Source organism: Pantoea sp. (assembly GCF_028283705.1).
GTDB lineage: Bacteria > Pseudomonadota > Gammaproteobacteria > Enterobacterales > Enterobacteriaceae > Pantoea.
In genome coordinates this window covers 144,156-169,805 of the sequence record NZ_JAPWKD010000022.1, presented here as the reverse complement: position 1 = coordinate 169,805, position 25,650 = coordinate 144,156, and the positions used below count along the sequence as shown (strand labels likewise).

The 25,650-nt window shown below is 56.6% G+C and carries 22 protein-coding genes, 1 tRNA gene and 1 riboswitch; of the genes, 15 read left to right on the top strand and 8 right to left on the bottom strand.

The window, feature by feature from the left end:
- Positions 1–171 precede the first annotated feature (171 nt).
- The 7 genes from PW844_RS19810 to PW844_RS19780 are packed head-to-tail and all read right to left on the bottom strand — an operon-like array spanning position 172 to position 7,921.
- Positions 172–1,770 carry a gamma-glutamyltransferase family protein gene (locus tag PW844_RS19810; protein WP_299455519.1) on the bottom strand — a complete coding sequence of 533 codons (1,599 nt, stop codon included), beginning with the start codon at positions 1,768–1,770 and terminating at the stop codon, positions 172–174.
- Positions 1,771–1,779: 9 nt separating this feature from the next.
- A complete protein-coding gene (locus PW844_RS19805; protein ID WP_299455517.1) occupies positions 1,780–2,661 on the bottom strand; it encodes an ABC transporter permease in 882 nt (293 codons plus the stop codon).
- 2 nt (positions 2,662–2,663) lie between these two features.
- Positions 2,664–3,605, bottom strand: a complete 942-nt coding sequence (locus tag PW844_RS19800; protein ID WP_299455801.1) for an ABC transporter permease — start codon at positions 3,603–3,605, stop codon at positions 2,664–2,666.
- 17 nt (positions 3,606–3,622) lie between these two features.
- Positions 3,623–5,095, bottom strand: coding sequence for an ABC transporter substrate-binding protein (locus PW844_RS19795; RefSeq protein WP_299455799.1), 1,473 nt, complete (start codon positions 5,093–5,095; stop codon positions 3,623–3,625).
- Positions 5,096–5,148: 53 nt separating this feature from the next.
- The gene (locus PW844_RS19790; protein ID WP_299455515.1) at positions 5,149–6,210 is read right to left on the bottom strand and encodes an ABC transporter ATP-binding protein; all 1,062 of its coding nucleotides are present in this window, start codon (positions 6,208–6,210) and stop codon (positions 5,149–5,151) included.
- Positions 6,207–7,202 carry an ABC transporter ATP-binding protein gene (locus PW844_RS19785; RefSeq protein ID WP_299455513.1) on the bottom strand — a complete coding sequence of 332 codons (996 nt, stop codon included), beginning with the start codon at positions 7,200–7,202 and terminating at the stop codon, positions 6,207–6,209. Before PW844_RS19785 ends, PW844_RS19790 begins: the two co-directional genes overlap by 4 nt.
- Complete coding sequence (locus PW844_RS19780) at positions 7,199–7,921, bottom strand: FadR/GntR family transcriptional regulator (protein ID WP_208713526.1); 723 nt, start codon at positions 7,919–7,921, stop codon at positions 7,199–7,201. The genes PW844_RS19785 and PW844_RS19780 overlap by 4 nt, the downstream gene beginning before the upstream one ends.
- A 484-nt stretch (positions 7,922–8,405) precedes the next feature.
- Positions 8,406–8,500: riboswitch (guanidine-I (ykkC/yxkD leader) on the top strand.
- Positions 8,501–8,562: 62 nt separating this feature from the next.
- On the opposite strand from PW844_RS19780, the gene PW844_RS19775 reads away from it, so the two are divergent.
- The 7 genes from PW844_RS19775 (at position 8,563) to PW844_RS19745 (ending at position 16,804) form a co-directional block, all read left to right on the top strand.
- Positions 8,563–9,621 (top strand): putative urea ABC transporter substrate-binding protein, encoded by a 1,059-nt coding sequence (locus PW844_RS19775; RefSeq protein ID WP_084871656.1) that lies wholly within the window; start codon positions 8,563–8,565, stop codon positions 9,619–9,621.
- A 15-nt stretch (positions 9,622–9,636) separates the two neighbouring features.
- On the top strand, positions 9,637–10,449 hold the full coding sequence (locus PW844_RS19770) for an ABC transporter permease (protein ID WP_084871657.1): 813 nt from the start codon (positions 9,637–9,639) through the stop codon (positions 10,447–10,449).
- A gap of 10 nt (positions 10,450–10,459) precedes the next feature.
- Positions 10,460–11,221, top strand: coding sequence for an ABC transporter ATP-binding protein (locus PW844_RS19765; RefSeq protein ID WP_299455508.1), 762 nt, complete (start codon positions 10,460–10,462; stop codon positions 11,219–11,221).
- Positions 11,222–11,232: 11 nt separating this feature from the next.
- Positions 11,233–11,943, top strand: a complete 711-nt coding sequence (locus PW844_RS19760) for an urea amidolyase associated protein UAAP1 (protein WP_299455506.1) — start codon at positions 11,233–11,235, stop codon at positions 11,941–11,943.
- A complete protein-coding gene (locus tag PW844_RS19755; RefSeq protein ID WP_299455504.1) occupies positions 11,943–12,578 on the top strand; it encodes an urea amidolyase associated protein UAAP2 in 636 nt (211 codons plus the stop codon). The genes PW844_RS19760 and PW844_RS19755 overlap by 1 nt, the downstream gene beginning before the upstream one ends.
- Positions 12,579–12,657: 79 nt before the next feature.
- Positions 12,658–16,257, top strand: coding sequence for an urea carboxylase (gene uca / locus PW844_RS19750; RefSeq protein WP_299455502.1), 3,600 nt, complete (start codon positions 12,658–12,660; stop codon positions 16,255–16,257).
- Between the two features lie 250 nt (positions 16,258–16,507).
- Complete coding sequence (locus PW844_RS19745) at positions 16,508–16,804, top strand: HTH-type transcriptional regulator (RefSeq protein ID WP_084871662.1); 297 nt, start codon at positions 16,508–16,510, stop codon at positions 16,802–16,804.
- A 43-nt stretch (positions 16,805–16,847) separates the two neighbouring features.
- Here the strand turns inward: PW844_RS19745 and PW844_RS19740 are convergent, their stop codons facing one another.
- The gene (locus PW844_RS19740) at positions 16,848–17,441 is read right to left on the bottom strand and encodes an HD domain-containing protein (RefSeq protein WP_299455498.1); all 594 of its coding nucleotides are present in this window, start codon (positions 17,439–17,441) and stop codon (positions 16,848–16,850) included.
- 61 nt (positions 17,442–17,502) lie between these two features.
- Between PW844_RS19740 and PW844_RS19735 the strand changes: the two genes are divergently transcribed.
- From PW844_RS19735 to dppB, 8 genes are all read left to right on the top strand, one after another.
- Positions 17,503–17,967: a MarR family winged helix-turn-helix transcriptional regulator gene (locus tag PW844_RS19735; RefSeq protein WP_084871664.1), complete on the top strand. Its 465-nt coding sequence runs from the start codon at positions 17,503–17,505 to the stop codon at positions 17,965–17,967.
- A 91-nt stretch (positions 17,968–18,058) separates the two neighbouring features.
- Entirely contained in the window at positions 18,059–18,487 is a 429-nt protein-coding gene (locus PW844_RS19730; RefSeq protein WP_299455496.1) for an organic hydroperoxide resistance protein, read from the top strand.
- A 158-nt stretch (positions 18,488–18,645) separates the two neighbouring features.
- Positions 18,646–19,488 carry a DUF3289 family protein gene (locus tag PW844_RS19725; protein WP_299455494.1) on the top strand — a complete coding sequence of 281 codons (843 nt, stop codon included), beginning with the start codon at positions 18,646–18,648 and terminating at the stop codon, positions 19,486–19,488.
- Positions 19,488–19,934 (top strand): DUF943 family protein, encoded by a 447-nt coding sequence (locus tag PW844_RS19720; protein WP_299455492.1) that lies wholly within the window; start codon positions 19,488–19,490, stop codon positions 19,932–19,934. The genes PW844_RS19725 and PW844_RS19720 overlap by 1 nt, the downstream gene beginning before the upstream one ends.
- A gap of 232 nt (positions 19,935–20,166) precedes the next feature.
- Positions 20,167–21,861 (top strand): kdo(2)-lipid A phosphoethanolamine 7''-transferase, encoded by a 1,695-nt coding sequence (gene eptB / locus PW844_RS19715; protein WP_299455490.1) that lies wholly within the window; start codon positions 20,167–20,169, stop codon positions 21,859–21,861.
- Between the two features lie 125 nt (positions 21,862–21,986).
- Positions 21,987–22,063: transfer RNA gene (locus PW844_RS19710), tRNA-Pro, on the top strand.
- 752 nt (positions 22,064–22,815) lie between these two features.
- Positions 22,816–24,426 carry a dipeptide ABC transporter periplasmic-binding protein DppA gene (gene dppA, locus PW844_RS19705; RefSeq protein ID WP_299455488.1) on the top strand — a complete coding sequence of 537 codons (1,611 nt, stop codon included), beginning with the start codon at positions 22,816–22,818 and terminating at the stop codon, positions 24,424–24,426.
- 200 nt (positions 24,427–24,626) lie between these two features.
- On the top strand, positions 24,627–25,646 hold the full coding sequence (gene dppB / locus PW844_RS19700) for a dipeptide ABC transporter permease DppB (RefSeq protein ID WP_084871670.1): 1,020 nt from the start codon (positions 24,627–24,629) through the stop codon (positions 25,644–25,646).
- Positions 25,647–25,650: the final 4 nt, after the last annotated feature.

Genomic DNA, 25,650 nt, shown 5'->3' with positions numbered 1-25,650 from the left:
TGCGGGGAATAGATTTAATTCGGTGGGAAAAGTTCTCAAGGATAGAACAATGGCATGAAGCGCACAACGGGCGGGATAATCTAAAAACTGCGCGATAAATCGCGCCGCTACAAATACGTGCAGTAAGTCGTAGCGGCGCAATTTATTGCGTGGGGTGTTGCGTGGTCGGCGTCAGTACACCAGCGCCTGCCCATCCTTGCGACTTTCAGTCGCCGCGATATAAAACCCCTGCGGGTCGCGCACAATCACCTGCGCACCGCCGAAGTTATAACCCTGCAACGGATCCTCCACCGCAATCTTGTGGCCCATCGCGCGCAGCGCGGCGAGGACATTGCGATCCATGCCTGCTTCAACAATCACCTCGCGGCCCTGTACCACACGCCAGCGTGGTGCATCAATCGCAGCCTGCGGGTTCTGTTTGTGCAGCATAATACGTAGCGCCATCTGCAAATGCCCCTGCGCCTGCATCGGGCCGCCCATCACCCCGAATGACATCAGCGGCTGGCCGTCACCATCCAACGCAAACGCCGGGATGATGGTGTGGAACGGACGTTTGCCTCCGGCAACCACATTCGGATGAGCAGGGTCGAGTGAGAAACCTGCGCCACGGTTTTGCAGGCTGATGCCGGTATCAGGCACCACCACGCCGGAACCGAAGCCCATAAAGTTGGACTGAATAAATGACACCATCATGCCGCTGGCATCGGCGGTCGAGAGATACACGGTGCCGCTCTGCTGCGGTGAACCGAAGGTAAAATCTCCCGCTTTATCCGGGTCGATCAGTGCAGCGCGCTGTTTCAGGTAGCTGTCGCTCAGCAGCAAATCCGCCGGGAATTCCAGGTGATCTTCATCGGTGATGTAACGGTCCAGATCCACCAGCGCCAGCTTCATCGCTTCAATCGACAGATGCAGCCACGGCACGCTGTCCGGTGTATAGCGACCGATATCCCAATGCTCCAGAATGCCGAGGGCAATCAGGGTGGCGATGCCCTGGCCGTTTGGCGGCAGCTCCTGCACCGAACCACCGGCAAACGGATGCGACAGCAGTTGCACCCAATCGGCGCGATGATGGTTGAGATCTTCCAGCGTCAGCGCCGCGCCGTGTTCGGCGGCGAAGGCGGTCATCCGTTGCGCCAGCTCGCCGCGATAGAAGGCTTCACCGTTGGTTTCGGCGATTTTCTGCAAGGTGGCGGCCTGCGCCGGATTGCGGAACAGCTCACCGGCGCGCGGCGGGCGGCCATCCGGCGCAAAGCAGGCGCTGAAGCCGGGCTGATCTTTCAGTTTGTTGTAGCCACGCTGCCACAACTGACCAATCAGTGGCGATACCGGAAAGCCGTCGCGGGCGTACTCAATCGCCGGTTGCGCTAGCGTGGTGAGCGGCAGGGTGCCGAAGCGTTCCGCCAGCGCCATCCAGGCCGACACTGCGCCAGGCACGGTGACCGCCTCCCAGCCGATTTCTGGCATGGTTTGCTGCCCGGCAAAGCGTTCTGGGTTCCACGCCGCCGGGGCGCGCCCGGAAGCATTCAGGCCGTGCAACTCCTTGCCATCCCAGATAATGGCGAACGCATCGCTGCCGAGGCCGTTGCCGGTCGGCTCCAGCACCGTCAGCGCCATGGCGCTGGCAATCGCCGCATCGACGGCATTGCCGCCCAGCTGCAACATGCGGATACCGGCCTGCGCTGCCAGCGGCTGCGAGGTGGCGACGGCGTTGCGTCCCATCATTGGTACACGGTGGGAGGCGTAACTGACGTTGTAATCCAAATCACTCATAACCTTTCCTTAATGTGAGTCATTGCGCGGATCGAGCGCGTCGCGCAGTCCGTCGCCCAGCAGGTTGAAGCCCTGCACGGTGAGAAAAATGGCCAGGCCGGGGAAAATCGACATCCACGGTGCCTGTTCCAGGTAACCTTTTGCGGTATTCAGCATCGCGCCCCACGAGGGTGAAGGGGGTTGCTGGCCGAGACCGAGAAACGACAGACTGGCTTCGGTGATAATCGCCGACGCAATCGCCAGCGTGGCCTGCACCAGAATTGGCGACAGCACATTCGGCAGCACGTAACGCAGGATGATCCAGCGGTCCGGCAGACCAATTGCGCGAGCGCCATCGATATACTCCTCGTGACGAATGGCGATCACCTGGCCGCGCGTCAGGCGGGCGAAAATCGGCATCGCTGACAGGCCAATCGCAATCATCGCATTCGACAGGCTCGGGCCGAGAAACGCACCGAGCGCTATCGCCAGAATCAAAAACGGACAGGCGAGCAGTGCCTCGATAAAGCGTGAAATAATGCCGTCGCACCAGCCCTGCCAGTAACCGGCAACCAGTCCGAGCGGCACACCAATCAGGATGGCGATCATCACCGAAATGCAGCCCGCCAGCAGCGAGGTACGCGCGCCCCAAATCAGACGCGACAGAATATCGCGTCCCAGTTCGTCAGTGCCGAACCAGAACAGCGCCGATGGCGCTTTGCGTACCGCCAGAAAGTTGGCTTTGATGGGATCAGCGGGTGCCAGCCACGGGGCCAGCAGCGCCACTGCGACAAACAGCACCACAATCACCGCACCAATCAGCGCACTTTTATTACGCAGAAACTTCTTCAGCACCCGGCGATTCGGCTTTGCTACGGCAGGCACTGCGCCTGCGGTTAACACCTCGCTCATGGTTAGCCTCGCATTTTCGGGTTGATTAACAGATAGAGCACGTCGGCCAGCAGGTTGAGCAGCAGAAACCCGATGGCAACCACCAGTACCACGCCCTGCACCACGGCGTAATCACGGTTAAACACCGCATCGACAATCATCTTGCCAAAGCCGGGCAGGGTAAAAACCTGCTCGGTCAGCACCGCGCCGCCCAGCAGTTCGCCAAACAGCAAGGTAGTCAGGGTGACGATCGGCATCAGCGCATTGCGGAAGGCGTGTTTCAGCACCACTTTAGGGGCCAGCAGGCCTTTGGCGCGTGCGGTGCGGATGTAATCCGCTTTCAGCACCGCAATCATCGAGGCGCGGGTATGGCGCATCAGGGTGGCGGCGAGGCCGGTGCCCAGCACCAGTGCGGGCAACAGCAGGGTTTTCAGGTTCTGCGCCATATCTTCGCTTACCGGCACAAAACCTGAGGCCGGTAGCCATTGCAGGTGCACCGAAAACAGCAGGATCAGCAGAATCCCCAGCCAGAAATGGGGCACCGAGATGCCCGATAGCGCGACAAAGTTGGTGGTGTGATCGACCCAGCTATCTTTGCGTACCGCCGCGATAATCCCCATGCTGATGCCGATCAGCAGCGCAATCAGCATCGCCAGCAGCGACAGCTCCAGCGTGACCGGTAGTTTGCTGGTAATCAACGCCGTCACCGGCTCTTTGGTACGCAACGACATGCCGAGGTCGCCCTTCAGCGCGCTGCCAATCCACGCGAAATATTGCGTTGGGATTGGGTCGTCGAGATGGTACTCGGCACGCAACTGAGCGATGACCGCCGGATCGCGCTCCTCACCGGCCATCGCCAGCACCGGGTCGCCTGGCAGCAGCTTTTGCAGCGCAAACACCATAATGCTCACCAGCAACAGGGTGGGAATGGCCAGCAGCAGCCGTTTAACAATCAATTCCAGCATCATCGCTCCTTAGCGGTTTACTGCGCCATGCTCACGCCAGCCAGGCGAACCAGCCCGTCCGGCCAGGCTTTAAAGCCCTGCAATTTTTTCGTCATGCCAAAGATGCGCGGCTCAAAGTAGAGGTAAGCAATCGGCATATCAGTTTGCAGCTGGTTCACCACCTTGTTGTACAACGCCTGACGCTGCGCCTGATCGTTGGTCAGACGTGCGGCGTTCAGCCACTCATCCACCTGCGGATTGCTGTAACGGCCATCGTTCAGCGTGCCTTTGCTGTTGATAAACGAGTAAATACTGCCATCCGGATCGGGGCGACCGGACCAGCCTGACAGGCTGAGCTGGTAATCGCCGCGCTGCTGGCGATCCAGCAGGGTGGCAAACTCACTCATTTGCAGATTGAGGTTGAAACCGGCCTCGCTCACCATCGCCTGAATCACCTGGCCAACCTGCTGCGCGGTGGGGTTGTTGGTGACCAGCAGCGTCACGTTGAGCGGTGTGGTGACGCCAGCCGCCTTCAGCAACGCTTTGGCTTTCTCCACATCGCGTGCCGGGGTCGGGATATTGACGTGATACGGGCTGACCGGGGAAAACGCCTGATTAGCCGGGGTATACAGGCCTTCAAACGCCACCTGGTTCAGCGCATCGCGGTCAATGGCCAGCGAGAAGGCTTCACGCACACGCGGATCTTTCAGCGGGCTATTGGCATCGACTTTGCCGTTGCTGATGTTGAAGGTGATGCCCTGATAACCGAGGCCGGTGACTTTCGCCAGCGCCAGTTTGCTGTCGCCTTCAACGGTTTTCACGTCGCTGGCGGCCACGCCTTCAGTGAGATCGAGGTCACCAGCGCGCAGGTTGGCGAGGCGTACCGAGGCATCCGGGATCGGCAGGAAAATCACTTTGTCGAAGTGATAGGCGCTTTTGTTCCAGTAATTATCAAAGCGTTTCAGGACGATGCGGTCCTGCTGCACGCGGCTTTCAAACTGATACGGGCCGGAACACACCGGGTGGGTGGCGAAATCAGGCTTCTTCGCCGCCTCGGGAGCCAGCATCGCGCCCGCGCGGTCGGTCAGCTGGCTGAGCAGCGCCGCATCCGGGGTTTTCAGGTGGAATTTGACCTGCATCGGCCCGCTGACTTCCACGCTCTGAATCGAGGAGATTTCGCTTTTACGCAGCGAACCCGGCAGCGTCAGTGCGCGTTCGATATTGAATTTCACCGCGTTAGCATCGAATTTTTCACCGTCGTGGAAGGTGACGCCACTGCGCAGATTCATGGTCAGCGTTTTGCCGTCATCACTCCATGCCCAGTCGGTGGCGAGGCCCGGCACCACTTTCAGGTTCTCATCGACATCGACCAGCCGGTCACACATGGCAGCAAACACAAAGCGGCCATAGTAGGTACGCGCCAGATGGGGATCGAGCATGTCCGGGTCGGCACCCAGTCCGATGCGAATCACGCTTTCGGCGTGGCTATGCGCGCTGGCACCCAGCAACATCAGACCACTAAGGGCAGTTAATAACGCTTTCTTCACGGCTAATCTCCAGAGGGTTAAGCTTGCTGATTGACCGCCTGCTCAAACAGCGCGCGGCGACGTAAAAAGGCGGCAGACGGCGGCGCAATCACAATTGCGCTACGGTCGCGGTTAATCTCCTGCCAGCGGTGACAGGCAATTTGTCGTCCACCGCTCAGCACCTGGTTGATGGGTTCAAACTGGCGGCATTCGGCGGTCGCCCACGGGCAGCGGGTGTGAAAACGGCAGCCGGTGGGAGGATTGGCTGGATTGGGCAGATCGCCCTGCAACATTGGAATGGTGCGGCTGGCCCCGGGCTGCATCTGCGGCGCGGAGGCGATCAGTGCCTGGGTATAGGGATGCAACGGAGCATCGAAAATCTCGTCCACCGCCGCCAGTTCGACAATCTGCCCGAGGTACATCACCGCTACGCGGTCGCTCATATGGCGAATCACCGCCAGACCGTGTGCCACGATAATCATCGTCAGGCCAAATTGTTGCTTCAGGCTTTCCAGCAGGTTCACCACCTGTGCCTGTACCGAAACATCCAGCGCGGACACCGGCTCGTCCCCCAGTAGCAGCTTCGGTTGCGAGGCGAGGGCGCGGGCAATGCCGATGCGCTGACGCTGGCCGCCGGAAAACTCGTGCGGATAGCGTTCTGCCCAGGCGGCGGGCAAGCCGACGGTGCGCAGCAGCTCCGCCACCCGTGCATGGCGTGCTTCTCGGTTCATTTTGTCGTGCAGCCATAGCGGTTCACCGACAATCTGCTGCACCGTCATACGGGGGTTGAGGGAGGCAAAGGGGTCCTGAAAGATAATCTGCAATTCGCGGCGCAGCTGATTGAGGCGCGTACCGCTGGCGTGGGTGATGCTTTCACCTTCGTACATCACTTCACCGGCACTGGCCGCCAGCAAACGCAGCAACAGACGCCCGAGTGTCGATTTACCGGAGCCGGACTCGCCGACAATCGCCAGCGTTTCCCCCGGCATCACCTGCAGTGACACGCGGTCCACCGCCGTGACGCCACGGTTGCGTTTAAACAGGCGGTTTGGGCCATTGAAGGTTTTGCTTAAATCGCGACATTCTAAAATTGGTTTCATGCGATCTCTCCCAGCGTAACGTGTTGTTCCAGCGGGGCGCGAAAACAGGCCACCTGATGTTCCGGCGTCAGCGCGCGCAGCGCCGGACGGTTCTGATGACAGCGCGTTTCTGCAAACGGGCAGCGGGTGGCAAAACGGCAACCGGCGGGCATGCTCTCTGGCAACGGCACCGAGCCGGGAATGGTTGCCAGTGCGCCGCTGCGGGCGCTCAGGCTGGGAATCGATCCCATCAGCCCGATGGTGTAGGGGTGCTGCGGATCGTTGAAAATCGCGGCCACCGTCCCACTCTCCACCACCTGGCCGGCGTACATCACCGCCACGTGCTGCGCGACTTCCGCTACCACGCCAAGATCGTGGGTGATCATCAGTACTGCGGTGCCGGTTTCCTGCTTCAGCGTATTCAGCAGATCGAGGATCTGCGCCTGAATGGTCACGTCGAGCGCGGTGGTGGGTTCATCGGCGATCAGCAGTTTGGGTTGGTTAATCAGCGCCATGGCGATCATCACGCGCTGGCGCATTCCGCCCGACAGCTGATGCGGATACGCCTTCAGGCGCATTTCCGCTGCCGGAATCTGCACTTTTTGCAGAATGGCCAGTGCGGTGTCCATGGCGGTGCGGCGGTTGACCTTACGATGGCGCATCACCGCCTCGCTCAGCTGATCGCCAAGGGTGAAGGCCGGATTGAGCGAGGTCATCGGCTCCTGAAAAATCATTGCCAGCTGATTGCCGCGCAGGCTGGCGTAGTCACCGGCGCTCAGCGTGCGCAAATCGCGGCCATCAAACTGCATCTCGCCCTGTAAAATCCGCGCGCTATCGGGTTGCAGGCCCATCAGCGTCAGCGAGGTGATGCTTTTGCCGCAGCCGGATTCGCCGACCAGCGCCAGAGTCTCTCCGGCGTGCAATGTCAGGGAGATATCGTCGATCACCGTGACCGGTGAACCGCGAAACTGCACGCGCAAATTGCTGACCGACAAAACAGGTTGGGCCGTCATGGCGTCTCCTCGTGGCTGGCATACAGGGTTTCCATCAGCGCCTGTTGCAGCGCCAGCAGGTGCTCACGCATCGCTGCCGCCGCCTCATGGGGCTGGCGATTGGCGATATGGTCCAGCAGGCGCTGATGATGGTTGTCGTAGGTATCGAGGCGTGCCGGGGTGCGTGCCTGTTCGCGCAGATGCTGCCAGCCGGGGTCACGGCGCACCGCGTCGACGGCTTCAAACAGACCAAGCATCAGGCGATTCCCGGCGGCTTCGGCGATAGCGCGGTGAAAGGCACTGTCCCACAGCTCGTGCTGGTCGCCATCTTCTGGCGCGACAATGCCCTGCATGCGTTCAATCAGGCGTTTCATCAGGGCGATTTGTTCTTTGCTGGCGCGTAGTGCGGCGAGGCGCGCCAGCCCTGGTTCCAGTTGCAGACGCGCTTCCATCACCTCCAGCAGGTTCGACTGCTGCGGCAAATCGTGCAGCACCAGCGGCTGTACCGGGGCGGCCGGGCCGACAAAGGTGCCTTTGCCCTGCTTACGCCAGATGCGGCCTTCTTCTTCCAGCACATCCAGCGCGCGGCGGATTTCGCGCCGACCCACGCCAAAGCGTTCGGCCAGCTCGCGCTCGGTCGGCAGTGCGCGATCGGGCGTGTGCTCCTGCTGCTGAATCAGCTGGCGCAATTGCTCCAGTGCCGAGCTGGAGTTGATGGCAGATTTTGGCGTGTCACTCATGATTGGTTCGCCTGTTTATTCATCAATTGGAATCGCGTAAAACCTAATGTCTGTCATCAAACGACAGCCTGCACAAACTGGTAGCGGCGCGATTCATCGCGCTGTTTATGCATGTTCTGTTAAAAGGCGCGCGATAAATCGCGCCGCTACGGGGGTGGTCAGTTGTTATCAGCTTAGGCAAGAAGCGAACCAATATTTAATTGGTTCGGAAGCGGGTAAAGGGATTGAGGAATAACCCTATGATCGTTAAGTAAAACTTTTTTTCGTGCCAGGTGAAAACTGAGAACTACATCAACCTGCGCCTGGTTGGCCTGCGTCATGTTGGTGCGCGGATGCTGCACCGCTGTGCAGAACCTGGCTGCCGGGGGAGATGTTTTTTATAAAAATTCATATTTTTCAATTAAATATAACATTGGCACTTTTTTTGCCTGACTTTAGCCAGATGCAGGAGCGATAGCGGGTAACCGATGTCGCCAGACAATTTGCAATGGGTCACTAGGGTTCCGATCGCGAGATGCTGGTCCGAGAGTGACCGACCGTCCTCTGACGGTTACACGGCGGGATAAAAGCCCGGGAGGAAAGCGAGATCGTTACTCGCCGCCTCCTGCTTTTATTCGTCCGCTAACGTCAGAGGAACCACCATGATCAAAGCCTGCCTTCGCTTGCTGTTGCTTTGCACCATCGCGCTGTTCAGCGTTAACGCGCTTGCCGCCGCGAAACCTTCCTTCAAGATTTGCTGGTCCATTTATGCAGGCTGGATGCCGTGGGATTACGCCCAGCAGAATGGCATCGTCAAAAAATGGGCCGATAAATACGGCATCGACATTCAGTTTGTGCAGGTCAACGACTATATCGAGTCGGTCAACCAATACACCGCAGGCGGCTTTGACGGCTGCACCATGACCAACATGGATGCGCTGACCATTCCGGCCACCGGCGGCGTGGATAGCACCGCGCTGATCGTCGGTGACTACTCCAACGGCAACGACGGCATTCTGCTGAAAGGCGCGGACAGTGTGGCGGCGCTGAAAGGCAAACCGATCAATCTGGTGCAGCTGTCGGTTTCGCATTACCTGTTGGCGCGCGCGCTGGAGAAATCCGGCATGAGCGAAAAAGATGTCAAAGTGGTCAACACCGCTGATGCCGATCTGGTGGCCGCCTTTGGTACGCCGGACGTCAACTCTATCGTCACCTGGAACCCTCTGCTGGCAGAAGCGAAGAAGGTGCCGAACAGCCATCTGATCTTCTCCTCGGCGCAGATTCCGGGCGAAATCCTCGACCTGCTGGTGGTCAACACCAACACCCTGAAGAAATACCCGCAGCTGGGCAAAGCGTTGACCGGTGCCTGGTATGAAACCCTGAAAACCATGTCCGGTCCGGGCGCGACCGCCGTCGCCGCACGCACGCAAATGGCGCAGGCATCCGGCACTGACCTCGCCGGTTTTGACCAGCAACTGGCCGCCACCCATCTGTTCAGCGATGGCAAAACCACCCTCGATTTCGTCGATAGCCCGCAGCTGAAAGCCACGATGCAGCTGGTGGCGGAGTTCTCCTTCAAGCATGGCTTGCTGGGCGAGGCCGCGCCGAGTGCCGATGTGGTGGGGGTGGAAACACCGGCGGGTAACTGGGGTAACGCGGGCAACATCAAACTGCGCTTTATCGATACCTACACCAAACTGGCGGCCGCAGGCCAGCTGTAAGCGGGAGCAAAGCCGATGCGTAAACTGATTAACTATCAACCGCTGCCGATGGGCCGCCTGTTGCTCGGTGTGCTGCCGCTGCTGGCGTTGCTGCTGGTGTATCTGTTCGCGTCGGATGCGCGTCTGAGCCTCAACGCGGCGGATAAGCTGCTGCCGGGGTTTAACGCCATGGGCGACGCCATCAACCGGATGGCGTTTCAGCCCAGCCCGCGTACCGGGGAGTATCTGCTGTGGACCGACACCGCCGCCAGCCTGATGCGTCTGCTGAGCGGCGTGTTAATCAGCGCCATGCTGGCGCTGGCGATTGGCCTGTTCACTGGCGCGTTGCCGGTGGTGCGTGCGGTGCTGGCTCCGCTGGTCACCCTGTTCGCGTTGGTGCCGCCGCTGGCGATTCTGCCGATTCTGTTTATCTGCTTTGGCCTCGGTGAAGTGTCGAAAGTGGTGCTGATTGTCATCGGCATCACCCCGCTGATTGCCCGCGATTTGCAACTCCAGGTGGAGAAAATCCCGCGCGAGCAGCTGGTGAAGGCGCAGACGTTGGGCGGCAATAGCGCGCAGATTTTGTGGCGGGTGATACTGCCACAGCTGATGCCGCGCTTGTTCGATGCCGTGCGCCTGTCACTCAGCTCGGCGTGGCTGTTCCTGATCGCCGCAGAAGCCATCGTCGCCACCGAAGGCCTCGGCTACCGCATCTTCCTGATGCGTCGTTATCTGGCGATGGATGTGATTTTGCCTTACGTCGCCTGGATTACCCTGCTGGCCTTTGCCCTCGACCTGCTGCTGCGGCTGATTAGCCGTCGCTGCTGGCCGTGGTATTACGCCAAATAAGGAACGCAGCATGCCCTTACTGCAACTGAAAAACCTTGAGAAGCACTATGGCCAGCAGGTGGTGCTGGAGCGACTGAACATCAGCGTGGAAGAGGGAGAATTTGTGGCGATTGTCGGCGCTTCCGGCTGCGGCAAAACCACCTTCCTCAATATGCTGCTCGGCACCGAAGCCCCCACCAAAGGCGCATTGCTGCTGGATGGTGAACCGATCCCCGATGAACCCGATGCCCATCGCGGCGTGGTGTTTCAGCGCTACTCGGTGTTCCCGCATCTGACGGTGCTGGGCAACGTGATGCTGGCGGAAGAGTTCAGCACCGCCCGCTGGCTGGGACGCGTCTGGGGGCGCAAACGGCAGGCCATCCGCCAGCGTGCGCAGGAAATGCTGGCGCAGGTAGGTCTGGAACATGCGCAAAGCAAATATCCGCATCAGCTGTCCGGAGGGATGCAACAGCGTCTGGCGCTGGCGCAGGCACTGATGAAGCGCCCGCGCATTCTGCTGCTGGATGAGCCCTTTGGCGCGCTCGATCCCGGTATCCGCAGCGAGATGCATCAGCTGATCACCCAGCTTTGGCAACAGCATGGCCTGACCATCTTTATGATCACCCACGATCTGAAAGAAGGCTTCAGCCTCGCCTCACGCCTGCTGGTTTTCGACAAGCTGCGCCACGACCCCCACGCGCCGGAAGCCTGGGGCGCAACCATTACTTACGACCTGCCGCTCGATCGGCAGCGGCCCGCTGATGCGCCGCTGGCCGAATCGCAGGTCGCCTGAAGGAGAGAATCATGACTACCTCGTATCAAACGCAGTTACCGGCTGGCTCGCACTGGTCGTTTGTGATGCGCAGCGGCACCGCGCTGACCCTCACCGATGTGGTGGGCGGCGCGAATGTCGGCATGTTGTTTTACAACCCGGAAAACCTGCTGGAGCGTTACAACGCGCCGGACACCCTCAAGTGCCAGCACACCTTTCGTCTTACCGCCGGGCACTGCCTCTACTCGGACATGGGGCGCATCTTTTGCGGTATTGAAGCGGATAGCTTCGGTTGGCACGAGAGCGTGTGTGGCACGCTGAACGCCGCGCAAACCGCCGCGCTGTTTGGCGCCAGCGATTATCAGCAGGCACGTAATCAGCGCCATCAGAACGGCTACGACAGTTTCCTCGTGGAGCTGGCGAAATATGGCCTCGGCAAGCGTGATATGGCCGCCTGCATCAACTTCTTCGCCCAGGTACGCGCCGACGACAATGGCACGCTGCAACGGGAACGGCAGGGTGCTGCCGGTGCTCAGGTCCGGCTGCGTTTCGCCATGGACACCCTGGTGATGCTGCACACCTGCCCGCATCCGCTCACCCCGGCGGGTGATTATCCGCGCCAGCCGCTGGGATTGCAGATCGATGCGCAGCGCGCGCCGTTGCCGGAGATTTGTCTGCAACGTGCCGAGAACCAGCGCGGCCTGCGTAATAACGCGCTCTATCAATTGCAGGGAGAGTTGTGATGATCAAAGAAAGTTTACTGAATCCTGCCGAGGCCCATTTTCAGCAGCATATTGGTGCCGGTGATTACTGGCTGTATCGCATCGAAAAAGGCGCGACGTTGCGCATCACCGATCTGGAAGGCAATCAGGCGGCGGATACGTTGTTCTTCAACGCTGACGACACCGCTGAACGCTACAGCATGACTGACACGCTGCGCGGCCAGCAAAATGTGTTTCTGACGGCGGGCAGCGTGCTGCGTTCCAATGACGATCGTCCGATGCTGACCATCGTCGCCGATACCTGTGGTCGCCACGACACCCTCGGCGGTGCCTGCGCCACCGAAAGTAACACCGTGCGTTATGACCTGGAGAAACGGCATATGCACGCCTGCCGCGACAGCTGGATGCTGGCGGTGGCGGAACATCCTGAATATGGTCTGACGCGCCGCGACATCACCCACAACATCAACTTTTTTATGAACGTACCGGTGACGCACGAAGGCGGGCTGACCTTTGCCGATGGGATTTCTGCGCCGGGTAAATATGTCGAGATGGTGGCGGAGATGAACATTCTGGTGCTGATCTCCAACTGCCCGCAGCTCAACAACCCCTGTAACGGTTACAACCCGACGCCGATTTTAGTCAGCGTGTGGTGATCTCCTGACGCAACGGGACGACCCGTTATTTGCCGTCAATGCCAGCGCAGGACGACCTGCCGGAAAGAGAGATGAAGTCATGATTGAGCGTGTATTGATTGCCAACCGTGGCGCGATTGCGGTGCGTATTATCCGCACCTTACAAGCGATGAATATCCGGGCGATAGCGGTGTATGCCGAAGCCGATCGCCACGCGCGCCATGTGCGACTGGCGGATGAAGCCTGGTCGCTGGGCGAGGGCCAGGTGCGCGATACTTATCTGAACCAGGACAAGCTGCTGGCGATTGCCGCGCAGAGCGGCGCACAGGCGCTGCATCCCGGTTACGGTTTCCTCAGTGAAAACCCCGAATTTGTTAATCGCTGCGAAGCGGCGGGCCTGCATTTTCTCGGGCCGAACGCACAGCAAATGGCAGCGTTTGGCCTGAAGCACCGCGCCCGTGCGCTGGCGCAGGACAATAATGTCCCGTTGCTGCCCGGCAGCGGCCTGCTGACGTCGCTGGAGCAGGCGCAGGCCGCCGCGCTCGACATCGGCTATCCGGTGATGCTGAAAAGCACCGCTGGCGGTGGCGGCATCGGTATGCAGCGCTGTGATGATGCACAGCAGCTGGCCGATGCCTTTACCCGCGTAAAACGCCTCGCAGGTAATAATTTCGCCGACGATGGCGTCTTTTTAGAGAAATTTATCGCCAGAGCGCGTCATATCGAAGTGCAGATCTTTGGTGATGGGGCGGGTGAGGTGATTGCGCTCGGCGAGCGTGATTGCTCGGCGCAGCGCCGTAATCAGAAAGTGATGGAAGAAACCCCAGCCCCGGGCCTGAGTGACGCGGTACGCGCCGAATTGCAGGCGACAGCGGTACGCCTTGGACGTGCGGTGCAGTACCGCAGCGCCGGGACGGTTGAATATGTCTATGACGAGGGCAGCCAGCAATTCTGGTTCCTCGAAGTAAACACCCGTTTGCAGGTGGAACACGGCGTGACCGAAATGGTGTACGGCGTGGATTTAGTACGCTGGATGGTGGAGCTGGCGCAGCAGACGTTGCCGCCGCTCGCCAGTTTGCCGCGGGTGGCAACCGGCCATGCGATTCAGGTGCGTTTGTATGCGGAAGATCCGGCAAAACAGTTCCAGCCGAGTGCCGGTCTGCTCAGTCATGTCGCCTTCCCGGGGGAACTGGCAGCCGCCACTTTGCGGGTCGATAGCAGCGTTGAGAGCGGCATGGCGGTTTCTCCGTTTTACGACCCGATGCTGGCGAAAGTGATTGTGCATGGGACGGACCGCGACCAGGCGCTGGCCGGACTGGCGCAGGCGCTGGACGCCACAGAATTGTACGGCATCGAAACCAATCTGCTGTGGCTGCGCCATTTGCTGACCCTGGCGGAGGTGCAGCAGGGATGTATCATTACCGCAACCCTCGGCGGCGTGCAGTGGCAACCGCCGACGCTGGATATCCTCAGCGGCGGCACCCTGACCACGGTGCAGGATGCGCCGGGCCGTACCGGCTACTGGCATGTCGGTGTGCCGCCCTCCGGTCCGTTCGACAGTCGCGCCTTCCAGCTCGGCAACCGTCTGCTGGGGAATGATCCCCAGGCTGCGGGTCTGGAAATTACCTTGCGTGGCCCGACCTTACGTTTTAATCAGGCCTGTAGCTTTGTGCTGACTGGCGCACCGCTGGTGGCGCAGCTCGATCAGCAATCGCTGGCGATGAACCAGATTATCAGTGCCCAGGCCGGGCAAACCCTGACGCTAGGGGACGTGCATGACGGCAGCCGCAGCTACTTGCTGCTGGCGGGCGGACTGGATACGCCGCGCTATCTCGGTAGCCGCAGTACCTTTACGTTGGGCAAATTCGGGGGCCATGCCGGACGGGCGCTGCGCGCCGGGGATGTGTTGCACCTCGCCGCCCCCGCGCAGTTACCGCAGGCCGCGTTGCCAGCGGCGTTGCTGCCGGAACTCAACGGAAGCTGGCAGCTGCGGGTGATTTATGGGCCGCATGGCGCGCCCACCTTCTTTACCGATAACGACATCAGCGAATTCTTCGCTGCCGAGTGGCAGGTGCATTACAACTCCAGCCGCACCGGCATTCGCTTAATCGGTCCGAAACCCACCTGGGCGCGTAGCGATGGCGGTGAAGCGGGGATGCATCCCTCCAATATCCATGACAACGCCTACGCATTTGGCACCGTCGATTTTACTGGCGATATGCCGGTGATCCTTGGTCCGGATGGGCCGTCGCTCGGGGGTTTTGTTTGTCCGGCCACGGTGATCGAGGCCGATCTGTGGAAGATTGGCCAGCTGAAAGCGGGCGATCGGGTGCAGTTTGTGCCGATCGATCTGACCAGCGCCGATCAACTGGCGCAGGCGCAGCGTGAGGAGATCGCCACACTCCAGGCACAGCCGCTGAACGTAAGCGTAGCGCTGCCCCTGATTGATCCGGTGTTGCACCAACATGCAGCAACTGAGGGGTTGCCATCATTGTGCGTACGCGCCGCCGGTGACCGTTTTCTGTTGGTGGAATATGGCGATCTTCTGTTAGATATCGCGCTGCGTTTCCGCGTCCATGCGCTGATGCAGTGGCTGGAGGCGCATCCGCTGCCGGGTCGGCTGGAACTGACCCCCGGAATCCGCTCGTTGCAGATTCATTATGACGCGCAGGCCTGTACAAGAAGTGAGCTTCTGGCGCAGATTTTGCACGCTGATAAGTTACTGGGAACCTTAGCGGATGCGGCTGTTCCTTCGCGCACCTTGTGGCTGCCGCTCAGCTGGGATGATGAAGCCTGCCGTGTGGCGATTCAACGCTACAGCCAGTCTGTCCGACCCAATGCACCCTGGTGTCCGAGCAATATTGAATTTATCCGTCGTATCAACGGGCTGGAAAGCGTTGAGGCGGTGAAAGACATTCTGTTCAGCGCCGCGTATCTGGTGATGGGGCTGGGCGATGTCTATCTCGGTGCACCGGTTGCCACACCGCTCGACCCACGTCATCGCTTAGTGACCACTAAATACAATCCGGCGCGTACCTGGACGGCGGAAAACTCGGTGGGGATCGGTGGAGCCTATCTGTGCGTGTATGGCATGGAAGGGCCGGGCGGTTATCAGTTTGTCGGACGTACCCTACAGATGTGGAACCGTGACCGTCAGACGTCAGTGTTCACCCAACCCTGGCTGCTGCGTTTCTTCGACCAGATCCGTTTTTATCCGGTCAGCGCCGACGAGCTGCTACAGATTCGGGAACGTTTTCCTTGGGGGGATTATCCGTTGAGGATTGAGGAGGGTGAATTCCGCCTCGCCGATTATCAGTCGTTACTGACACAGCAGGCCGACGAGATTTCCCACTTCCAGCAGCAGCGTCAACAGGCATTTGACAGTGAACTGGCACGCTGGCGTGCCGAGGGGCAGTTTACCTTTGACAGCCAGCCGCCGGAGCAGAGCAGTGAAGAGGCCAGCATCCCCGCCGATTGTTATGGTGTGGAGAGCCAGGTGGCAGGTAGCGTCTGGCAGTGGCTGGTGGCACCAGGCAGTGACATTGAAGCGGGAGCCACCGTTGGCATTCTCGAATCAATGAAGATGGAAATCCCGATCGTCGCGCCAGTCAGCGGAAAAATCCATAGCCTGCAACGGCAGGTCGGGCAGCAAGTGCAGGCGGGTCAGCTACTTATGGTGATCGATCCTGTTGAGCTATAATTAAGATCAAAAAATAATCAGTAAAAACGCGGCAAAGCCGGGGTTCTGACCCATACTTAGAAACCCGGCCAATTGTTGCATTGTTCTGGCATCTTTTCGCAGTGTGCAACAGGCTGTGTCCCGTAGCGGTTTCATCATAAAACCTCTTAAACCGTTGTGGGACGCAGCCTGAACTGGTCGGTTTCAGCGTCTGCGGACGCTTTACCTCTCTACTTTCACGTGATTCATAGTGAGTTTTAAGGAGTTCTCTATGGAAATAAAAGATCCAATGGTCGAGTTACTTAGTAGTCTTGAACAGATTGTTTTGACACGTGATGCACAGCCTTCTGTATCTGAAATCGCCCTTCACAAGGCGTCAGTTCCCGAGCCGCAGCGTTTACGAGAGATGACCGGCATGCAGGTTGATGAATTCGCCCGCGTGATGGGGGTGAGCGTCTCTTCAGTGAAAAGCTGGGAGGCGCAACGCACGCGCCCTTCCGCTACGGCACGTAAATTGATGAAGCTGTTGCAGGCCAATCCCTATCTGGGTCGACAATTACTTGAGTAACACCGACTATTCGGTTCTGACCCGCCATCACGGCGGGTTTTTTTTAACTTAAACCCCCGTATTTGGCCGCCTGTTTGACAAACCAACTCTCCGGTACGCTGTGCGGCGGCTGCGCCAGCTGGGCAATACCCTGACGAATAATATTCTCCGCCTGCTGCCACAAACGCTTGTCTCCTTCATTTAACAGCTGAATCTGCACCTGCTTCTCCACCAGATAAACGCGGGCGAAGTCGGCGTCAAATTGCACGATGGCGCGGGTGTTATCGATGATGTCGGCCAGTTTGATGGTTTGTGCCTCGGGGGAGGCCTGTGCGGTATGGCGGAAGTGCGCCAGCTTACGGGCAGCGCGGTTTTTCGCCTGCGGCTGGGCGCTGTCAGTCAACATATCCACCAGTTCAGCCACGCGCGGGCCAAAGTGGCTTTCAATATCCTGTAATGTGCTGGGTGTATCTTCTACCGTGTCATGCAGCCAGGCGGCAGCCAGCATCGCCTCGTCATCAGTGACGCTGCGCACCAGCTCAGCGACTGCTGCCGGATGGACGATATAAGGCTCATCGGTATATTTACGACGCTGTCCGGCAGCAGCATGGGCCTGGGTGGCATAGCGGCGCGCCTGATCTTCCAGTGAATCCCGCATATTGTGTTCTCCGGGAAAAAGTAGCTTGCAATTGTCTAGCGCGCTATCTATATTAAATCGCATGAACAGTAATCAAGATGACAAAAAAGTGTCGCAGACGCCACTCCAGCTCGATCAGCATCTCTGTTTCGCTTTGTATTCGGCGAACCTGGCGATGCATAAAGTGTATCGGCAACTGCTGGCGCAACTGGAAATCACCTACCCGCAATATCTGGTGATGCTGGTGCTGTGGACGCAGGACGACCTGACGGTGTCAGAGATTGGCGAGCAGCTTTTCCTCGATTCCGCCACCCTGACGCCGTTGCTGAAACGGCTGGAAAGCGCCGGGCTGCTGCGTCGTGCCCGTTCGCGTCAGGATGAACGCCAGGTGGTGGTCACGCTGACGGATGAGGGACGCGCCTTGCGCCAGAAAGCGGAATCTATCCCGGAAGCGATCAAATGCGCCTCAGCCTGCGATGATGACACGCTGCTGGCGTTGAAAAATCAGCTGGATGATTTGCGCGATAATCTGAATCGCGCTAAGTAAAAAAGAGCGGGTGCGACGCACCCGTGTCATGTGTATCAGGACAGTGCTAAATAAGTAGCACGCGATCATATAGCGAATTAGTGAGGTTATCATGTCTTTAGAGAAAGTTGTTTATACTGCAAAAGCCAAAGCCACCGGTGGCCGTGATGGTCGTGCGACTTCTTCTGATGGTGTGCTGGATGTGAAACTCGGCGTACCAAAAGAAATGGGCGGCGCGGGCGGTGAAGTGACCAACCCGGAGCAGCTGTTCGCAGCAGGTTATTCCGCTTGTTTCCTCGGCGCGATGAAATTTGTCGCCGCGCGCGACAAATTCGCCATTGCTAAAGATGCATGGATCGAAGGTGAAGTGGGTATCGGTCCGATCCCGAATGGTTTCGGCATTCAGGTGACTCTGAATATTAATCTGCCAGGTATGGACGCTGCTGAAGCACAGAAACTGGTGGATGCTGCGCATATCGTCTGCCCGTATTCTAATGCTACACGCGGCAATATTGACGTTACACTGAATATCATTAATTAATGACTCTTTTTAGTTATTCGGGTAATAAAAAAGACTCCTTGCGGGGTCTTTTTTATTTTTGGGGATTTCATTTTCTGGGGTTTGATCAATTTTTTCTGCCGGGGAATACGATTTAATAGCCAGCATCATGGACAGCCGGTTACAGGGAGTAACTCCGCATGGCAATGGCAACCTTTCCGCAAACGATTTATATCACCCAACGTTTTTTTAATGACTATGGCGCGGATGATATGCGCTATGGCGATATTTCTGAAGTGCGTCTAAAGAACGAGTTTCATCTCAATCACGTATCTAATCAGGTTGATCCCTACAGCATGACACGGCTGACGGCATTCCATAATCCTCAGTCACGTTTCCATGGTGCTTACGGTGGCAAACGTGGAGCAGCGGTGAGTGTGGAGGAATGTGCCCGTATATTGTTTGAAGAGATGCAGGTGACTTCGCTACCCTACGCCTGCGTGGGGCCATATAAACACCTGATCAATAAAATGCTCCGGCATTTTCAGCAATCGACCGGAGCACCCTTCCGGGATATGCAGCTGGATATGGCATACAGGGAGAAGATTTTGAGGGATAATTCTGACAGTAGTTCGAGGCTTGCTATCATCACAGGATTAAATACCTGTATTGATTTTACTAATAAAATACTTACTAAACAGAGTATTGATGGTTTGAATTTCTTTATTCGAGACAGTATTCTGCCCAAGTTCGATTCCTTAATACTCGATAAAATTAATGGAATGGGTATTACTATACACGATGTTCATTCGACACGAATTGAGCTTTTGAACCTGGAAATTGATGGAAATCACTGGCATGCAAAAGTGAAATATATGGGGCAGGATCATTTTGGTCTGGATGTAGATGATATTCGAAAGAAAAAATTTAATCAGTTCCAATTTTTTCGCATTTGGTTCATTCTTCAACGTTTTGATAGGTTCGGTTTTCGTCCATTTTTAACAAATATGGAAGCAGTCGTAGATATTCAAGGAGGGCGTTGATGAGAAGAGGTTTTTTTTTATTAGCTGGTATCGCCGCAGCTATCGCCGGGTCGTTGATATACCTGAACAATCGGGATGTCATGGTCATGGGGGGACATCATAATCAATACACTGCGGAAATTCTCGTAGACCACTTGCCCTTGTCGCAAGTGGCAAGTGTTCAATGGTGGCTGAAGAATCAGAATGAAATTCGGTTAAAATATAATATCGTTTCTGAAGAGGAAGGGGGGCCAGCATTGATTTCAATTTTTGCATTTGGTGATGGCTATAAAGAACTGGGTAAGGAAGATCGTTTATGTTTTGATGATATGCAGCCGCCCAAAAATTGTATTGATAAGAAAAGACTTATGGCTGTTTATTTCACACGAGATGGCATAACGCAGTTTAGATTTGATTATTCAACCTATCAGCTCACAGATGATGGCAGAATCATCAAAGTGAAGTAGGTACTCCTCTCATGAATTAAAACTTTCCAGGCGACGCTCAAAAAATTCTCTGGTCATACCTCTGGTTAAATGTTCTACTGCCTGGCTTCGCATCATCGTGTTCTCTCCGTTCAGATTCGTCCCGATCCTGCACGTTTCATCACGTTTTTAGCAAACTGTGCGAACTCTGTTGTCTTTACACAGTCACATTTAGGGTCATAGCTCCGACACCAGGCCGGGAATAAGTAAATTCATGAATTATATTAAAACCTTAACGCAGCAGAAGCTGTCATTGCTGCTCGCGCTGTATATCGGCATCCTGTTGAATTTGCCGATTTTTTATCGACGTTTTGACAGTTATCTAACGAAATTCACACTGACCGAATGGGCCTCTGCTGTGGCAGAAGTGGTGGCGGCAGTACTGCTGACCTTCTTCCTGATGCGGTTGTTGTCGCTGGGCGGTAAATGGATTTATCGCGTGCTCGCCAGCCTGCTGGTAGTCATTTCCGTCGCCTCTGCCTATTACATGGCGTTTTTTAACGTGGTGATCGGCTACGGCATCGTCGCTTCGGTGATGACCACCGATGTTGATTTGTCGAAAGAAGTGATTGGCCTGCATTTTGTGCTGTGGATGGTGCTGGTGAGCGCCTTACCGCTGCTGATGATCTGGCGTAACAACCTGAGTCAGACGCTGATTAATCAGTTGAAAACGCCGGGCCAGCGTCTCAAACCCACGGTGATTTTACTGCTGAGCGTGGCGCTGGTGTGGCTGCCGATTCGCTATTTCGACAGGCTGCAAAAAGCCAATGAAGAGATCACCAATATCGACTTGCCCAGTTATGGTGGCGTGGTAGCGCATTCTTATCTGCCTTCCAACTGGATTGCCGCGCTTGGATTGTTTACCTGGACCAAAGTGGATGAGCAGCTGGATAGCCAGGAACTGCTCGACCCGGCAAAGCAGTTTACCTACGTGGCACCGCCCGGTATTGATGACACCTACGTGGTGTTTGTGATTGGTGAGACGACGCGCTGGGATCATATGGGCATGCTGGGTTATTCACGCGATACCACGCCGAAGTTATCGAAAGAGAAGAACCTGGTGGCGTTCCGTGGCGAGTCCTGCGATACCGCGACCAAGCTGTCACTGCGTTGCATGTTCGTTCGTGAAGGCGGCACCATGGATAACCCCGGGCGCACCCTGAAAGAACAGAATATCTTCGCAGTAATGAAAGAGCTGGGTTTCACATCGGAGCTGTTCGCCATGCAGAGCGAAGTGTGGTTCTACGATAACGCCGATGTGAATAACTTCTCGTTCCGTGAGCAAATTGGCTCTGAGAAACGTAATCAGGGTAAGCCGGTGGACGATATGCTGCTGGTGCCAGAGTTACAGGCGTCGCTGGAGCGTTTCCCGAAAGGTAAGCATCTGGTGGTGCTGCATACCAAAGGTTCGCACTACCTTTATTCGCAGCGCTATCCGCGCAGTTTCGCCCGTTATCAGCCGGAGTGTATGGGTGTCGATGAAACCTGTAGCAAAGCACAACTGATCAATGCTTATGACAACTCGATTCTTTATGTCGATACCATGCTGGATAGCGTGTTAGACCAGCTGCGCGACAAGAAGGCGATTGTGTTCTATGCCGCCGATCACGGTGAGTCGATTAGCGAGAATATGCATTTGCACGGTACACCGCGCGAAATGGCACCGCCGGAACAGTTCCGCGTCCCGATGATGGTCTGGGCCTCGGATAAGTATCTGGCTGACCCAACCAACCGCAGCAATTTCGAACGTTTGCAGGCGCAACAGCGCGTCGGCAAAACGCATCGTCATGTTGAGTTGTTCGACACCATTCTCGGCTGCCTGGGTTACAGCTCGCCGAACGGCGGGATTAAAGCGGCGAATAACTGGTGCCAGGCACCAGCGGCAGCGGCAGAAGCCAAAATGCTGTAATTTTTGCCTGGAACTTATTGAGCAGCAGAGGCTTTTTCCCTGCTGCCTGCTTTCCAGGCGATCGCGTGGATTTGCACAAAAAGGGATTGACGCTCCAGAAGTGGCGCAGTAAGATGCGCCCCCATCGGTGAGTGGCGCAGCCTGGTAGCGCACTTCGTTCGGGACGAAGGGGTCGGAGGTTCGAATCCTCTCTCACCGACCAGATTTAAGAAACCTGCTTGTAAAAGCAGGTTTTTTTTCGTCTGCATTATCCGTAGCGGCGCGATTTATCGCGCGGGTTTTTCTGCATCGCACGCGGAATTGCGCGATAAATCGCGCCGCTACGGCCTGGTGCTGTGGATGATCGAAATACCAAAAGTTAACAATTCACCCCTTACCCTCGGCGATCGTCCATTAGTCGTCATTATTCCTGCTCACGGCTATCAATCCCTTGCTGCTGCTTAGCTGCCCGCTTAATTCGCGACACATTCTTCTTATGACCGCTTTTTACTTTTTGCTGATTTCTTATGCCAATAGTCCAGCATATTTCGCTGCCTGAACGTCATAACGCACGGGGAATCGTTCATATATTCAACATTTACTGGCAATATTTGTATGTTTTTTAGCGGTGATAATCACTGTCATTTGGCTATATATCCAGATAATTGCTCGGTGTAGATGGCTTTATCACCTTTTTAAATATTGGCTTACCGGTTGAAGGGTATTTTTTATCGTTGCTTGCGGTTACTCACACTCTCTGTAAATAACCCCACCTTGTATTGACGTTCTTTGCAACTGTTGACAAATTGATGCGTCAATAGATGCAGAGTCCGACGCATCTGGCAGATTCCACGGTGCCAGTGCAACAACAACAACGGCTCGCATTTTGGTCACAAACGTGACTTGCCTGAACCGCATAAAAAAATCAGAGGTCAGGCGCAACGCACACAACATCACATCACAATGGAGCAAAACATGATCAACTCCCTGGCTAAATCCAGGATGCTGAAGGTCGGTCTGAGCCTGATTGCTATGACCGTTGCCGCAGGTGTTCAGGCGAAAACCCTCGTTTACTGTTCAGAAGGTTCGCCGGAAGGCTTTAACCCTCAGCTGTTCACCTCTGGTACGACCTACGATGCCAGCTCCGTACCGATCTACAACCGTCTGGTTGAATTCAAAATCGGCACCACAGAAGTGGAACCGGGCCTGGCCGAAAAGTGGGATGTGAGCGCTGACGGCAAAACCTATACCTTCCATCTGCGCAAAGGCGTGAAGTGGCAAACCACCAAAGACTTCAAACCGACGCGTAACTTCAACGCTGATGACGTGATTTTCTCCTTCGAGCGTCAGCTCGATAAAAACAACAAGTACCACGGCGTCTCTGGCGGCAGCTACGAGTATTTCGAAGGCATGGACATGCCGAACTTGATCAGCAAAATCGAGAAAGTGGACGACAACACCGTTCGCTTCGTGCTGACACGTCCGGAATCACCGTTCCTCGCTGACCTCGGTATGGACTTCGCTTCTATCCTGTCCAAAGAGTACGCTGACAACATGCTGAAAGCCGGTACGCCGGAAAAACTGGACCTGAACCCGGTAGGTACCGGTCCGTTCCAGCTGCTGCAATACCAGAAAGACTCACGCATCCTCTACAAAGCTAACCCGGATTACTGGGGCACCAAGCCGAAGATCGATCGCTTAGTCTTCTCCATCACGCCAGATGCTTCCGTGCGTTATGCCAAGTTGCAGAAAGGCGAGTGCCAGGTGATGCCGTACCCGAACCCGGCTGATATCGCCAGCATGAAGAAAGACAAAAACATCAATCTGATGGAGCAACCGGGTCTGAACGTCGGTTACTTGTCGTTCAACACCGAGAAAAAACCGCTGGATAACGTGAAAGTGCGTCAGGCACTGACCATGGCAGTGAATAAGCAAGCCATCATTGATGCGGTGTATCAGGGTGCAGGCCAGGCGGCGAAGAACCTGATTCCGCCGACCATGTGGGGCTACAACGATGCGGTTAAAGATTATCCGTATGACCCGACTAAAGCGAAAGAACTGCTGAAAGAAGCAGGCCTGCCGAATGGCTTCACCATCGACCTGTGGGCAATGCCGGTTCAGCGTCCATACAACCCGAACGCCCGTCGTATGGCGGAAATGGTTCAGGCTGACTGGGCGAAAATTGGCGTGAAAGCCAACATCGTAACCTACGAGTGGGGCGAGTACCTGAAACGCGCCAAAGCGGGTGAACACCAGACGGTGATGATGGGCTGGACCGGTGACAACGGAGATCCGGACAACTTCTTCGCCACCCTGTTCAGCTGTGCAGCGGCGAAAGACGGTTCTAACTACTCGCGCTGGTGCTACAAGCCGTTTGAAGATCAGATTCAGCCTGCACGTGCTGAAGCCGATCACAACAAACGTATTGAATACTACAAACAGGCACAGGTGATCATGCATGACCAGGCTCCGGCGCTGATCATTGCTCACTCGACTGTGTATGAGCCCGTCAGCAAGAAAGTGACCGGCTATGTGGTTGACCCGTTAGGTAAACATCACTTCGAAAACGTCGATATCCAGGAATAACCTTTCGGATTATGGCGGTCAGGGCCGACGCCGTCGGCCCTCGGGCGGTATCTTTACCGCCCGCACTCCGCACTTTTTTTCCGGCTAAATTCTTATATTGAAGCGCTTCTGGCGTCGCGTTCGGCTATGTGCCGGATGCTTGTTTTGAGCAATGTAGTCCCCGGTGGCAACGCTGTGGGAAATGACTGAGAGTCCGGCTTATGCTGCAGTTCATACTCCGACGTCTGGGACTTGTCATCCCGACATTTATCGGTATTACCCTGTTGACCTTCGCATTTGTCCATCTGATCCCCGGTGACCCGGTGCTGATCATGGCGGGCGAACGCGGTATCTCGCCAGAACGCCATGCGCAGTTGATGGCGATGTTTGGTCTTGACCAACCCCTGTGGAAACAATATCTCACCTACATCAACGGTGTGTTGCACGGCGATTTAGGTATCTCATTAAAAAGCCGCATTCCGGTGTGGGACGAATTCGTGCCGCGCTTTAAAGCCACGCTGGAGCTGGGCATCTGCGCGATGATTTTCGCCATTGCCGTCGGTATCCCGGTGGGCGTGCTGGCTGCGGTGAAACGCGGTTCGGTGTTCGATCACACCGCCGTTGGCATCTCACTCACCGGTTATTCGATGCCGATTTTCTGGTGGGGCATCATGTTGATCATGCTGGTGTCGGTGCAACTCAACCTGACGCCGGTTTCCGGGCGCGTCAGTGACACCATCTTCCTCGACGATAGCCATCCACTTACCGGCTTTATGCTGATCGACACCCTGTTGTGGGGTGAACCGGGTGACTTCAAAGATGCGGTGATGCACATGATTCTGCCCGCCATCGTGCTGGGCACCATCCCGCTGGCGGTGATTGTGCGTATGACGCGCTCCTCGATGCTGGAAGTGCTGGGCGAAGACTACATCCGCACCGCGCGCGCCAAAGGGCTGACGCGGATGCGCGTGATTGTGGTGCACGCGCTGCGCAACGCCATGCTGCCGGTGGTGACCGTCATCGGTTTGCAGGTGGGTACCTTGCTGGCGGGCGCGATTCTGACAGAAACCATCTTCTCCTGGCCGGGCCTTGGGCGCTGGCTGATTGAAGCGCTGCAACGCCGCGATTATCCGGTAGTGCAGGGCGGCGTGCTGCTGGTGGCGATTCTGATCATCCTGGTCAACCTGCTGGTTGATCTGTTGTACGGCGTGGTGAATCCACGTATCCGTCATAAGAAATAAGGGG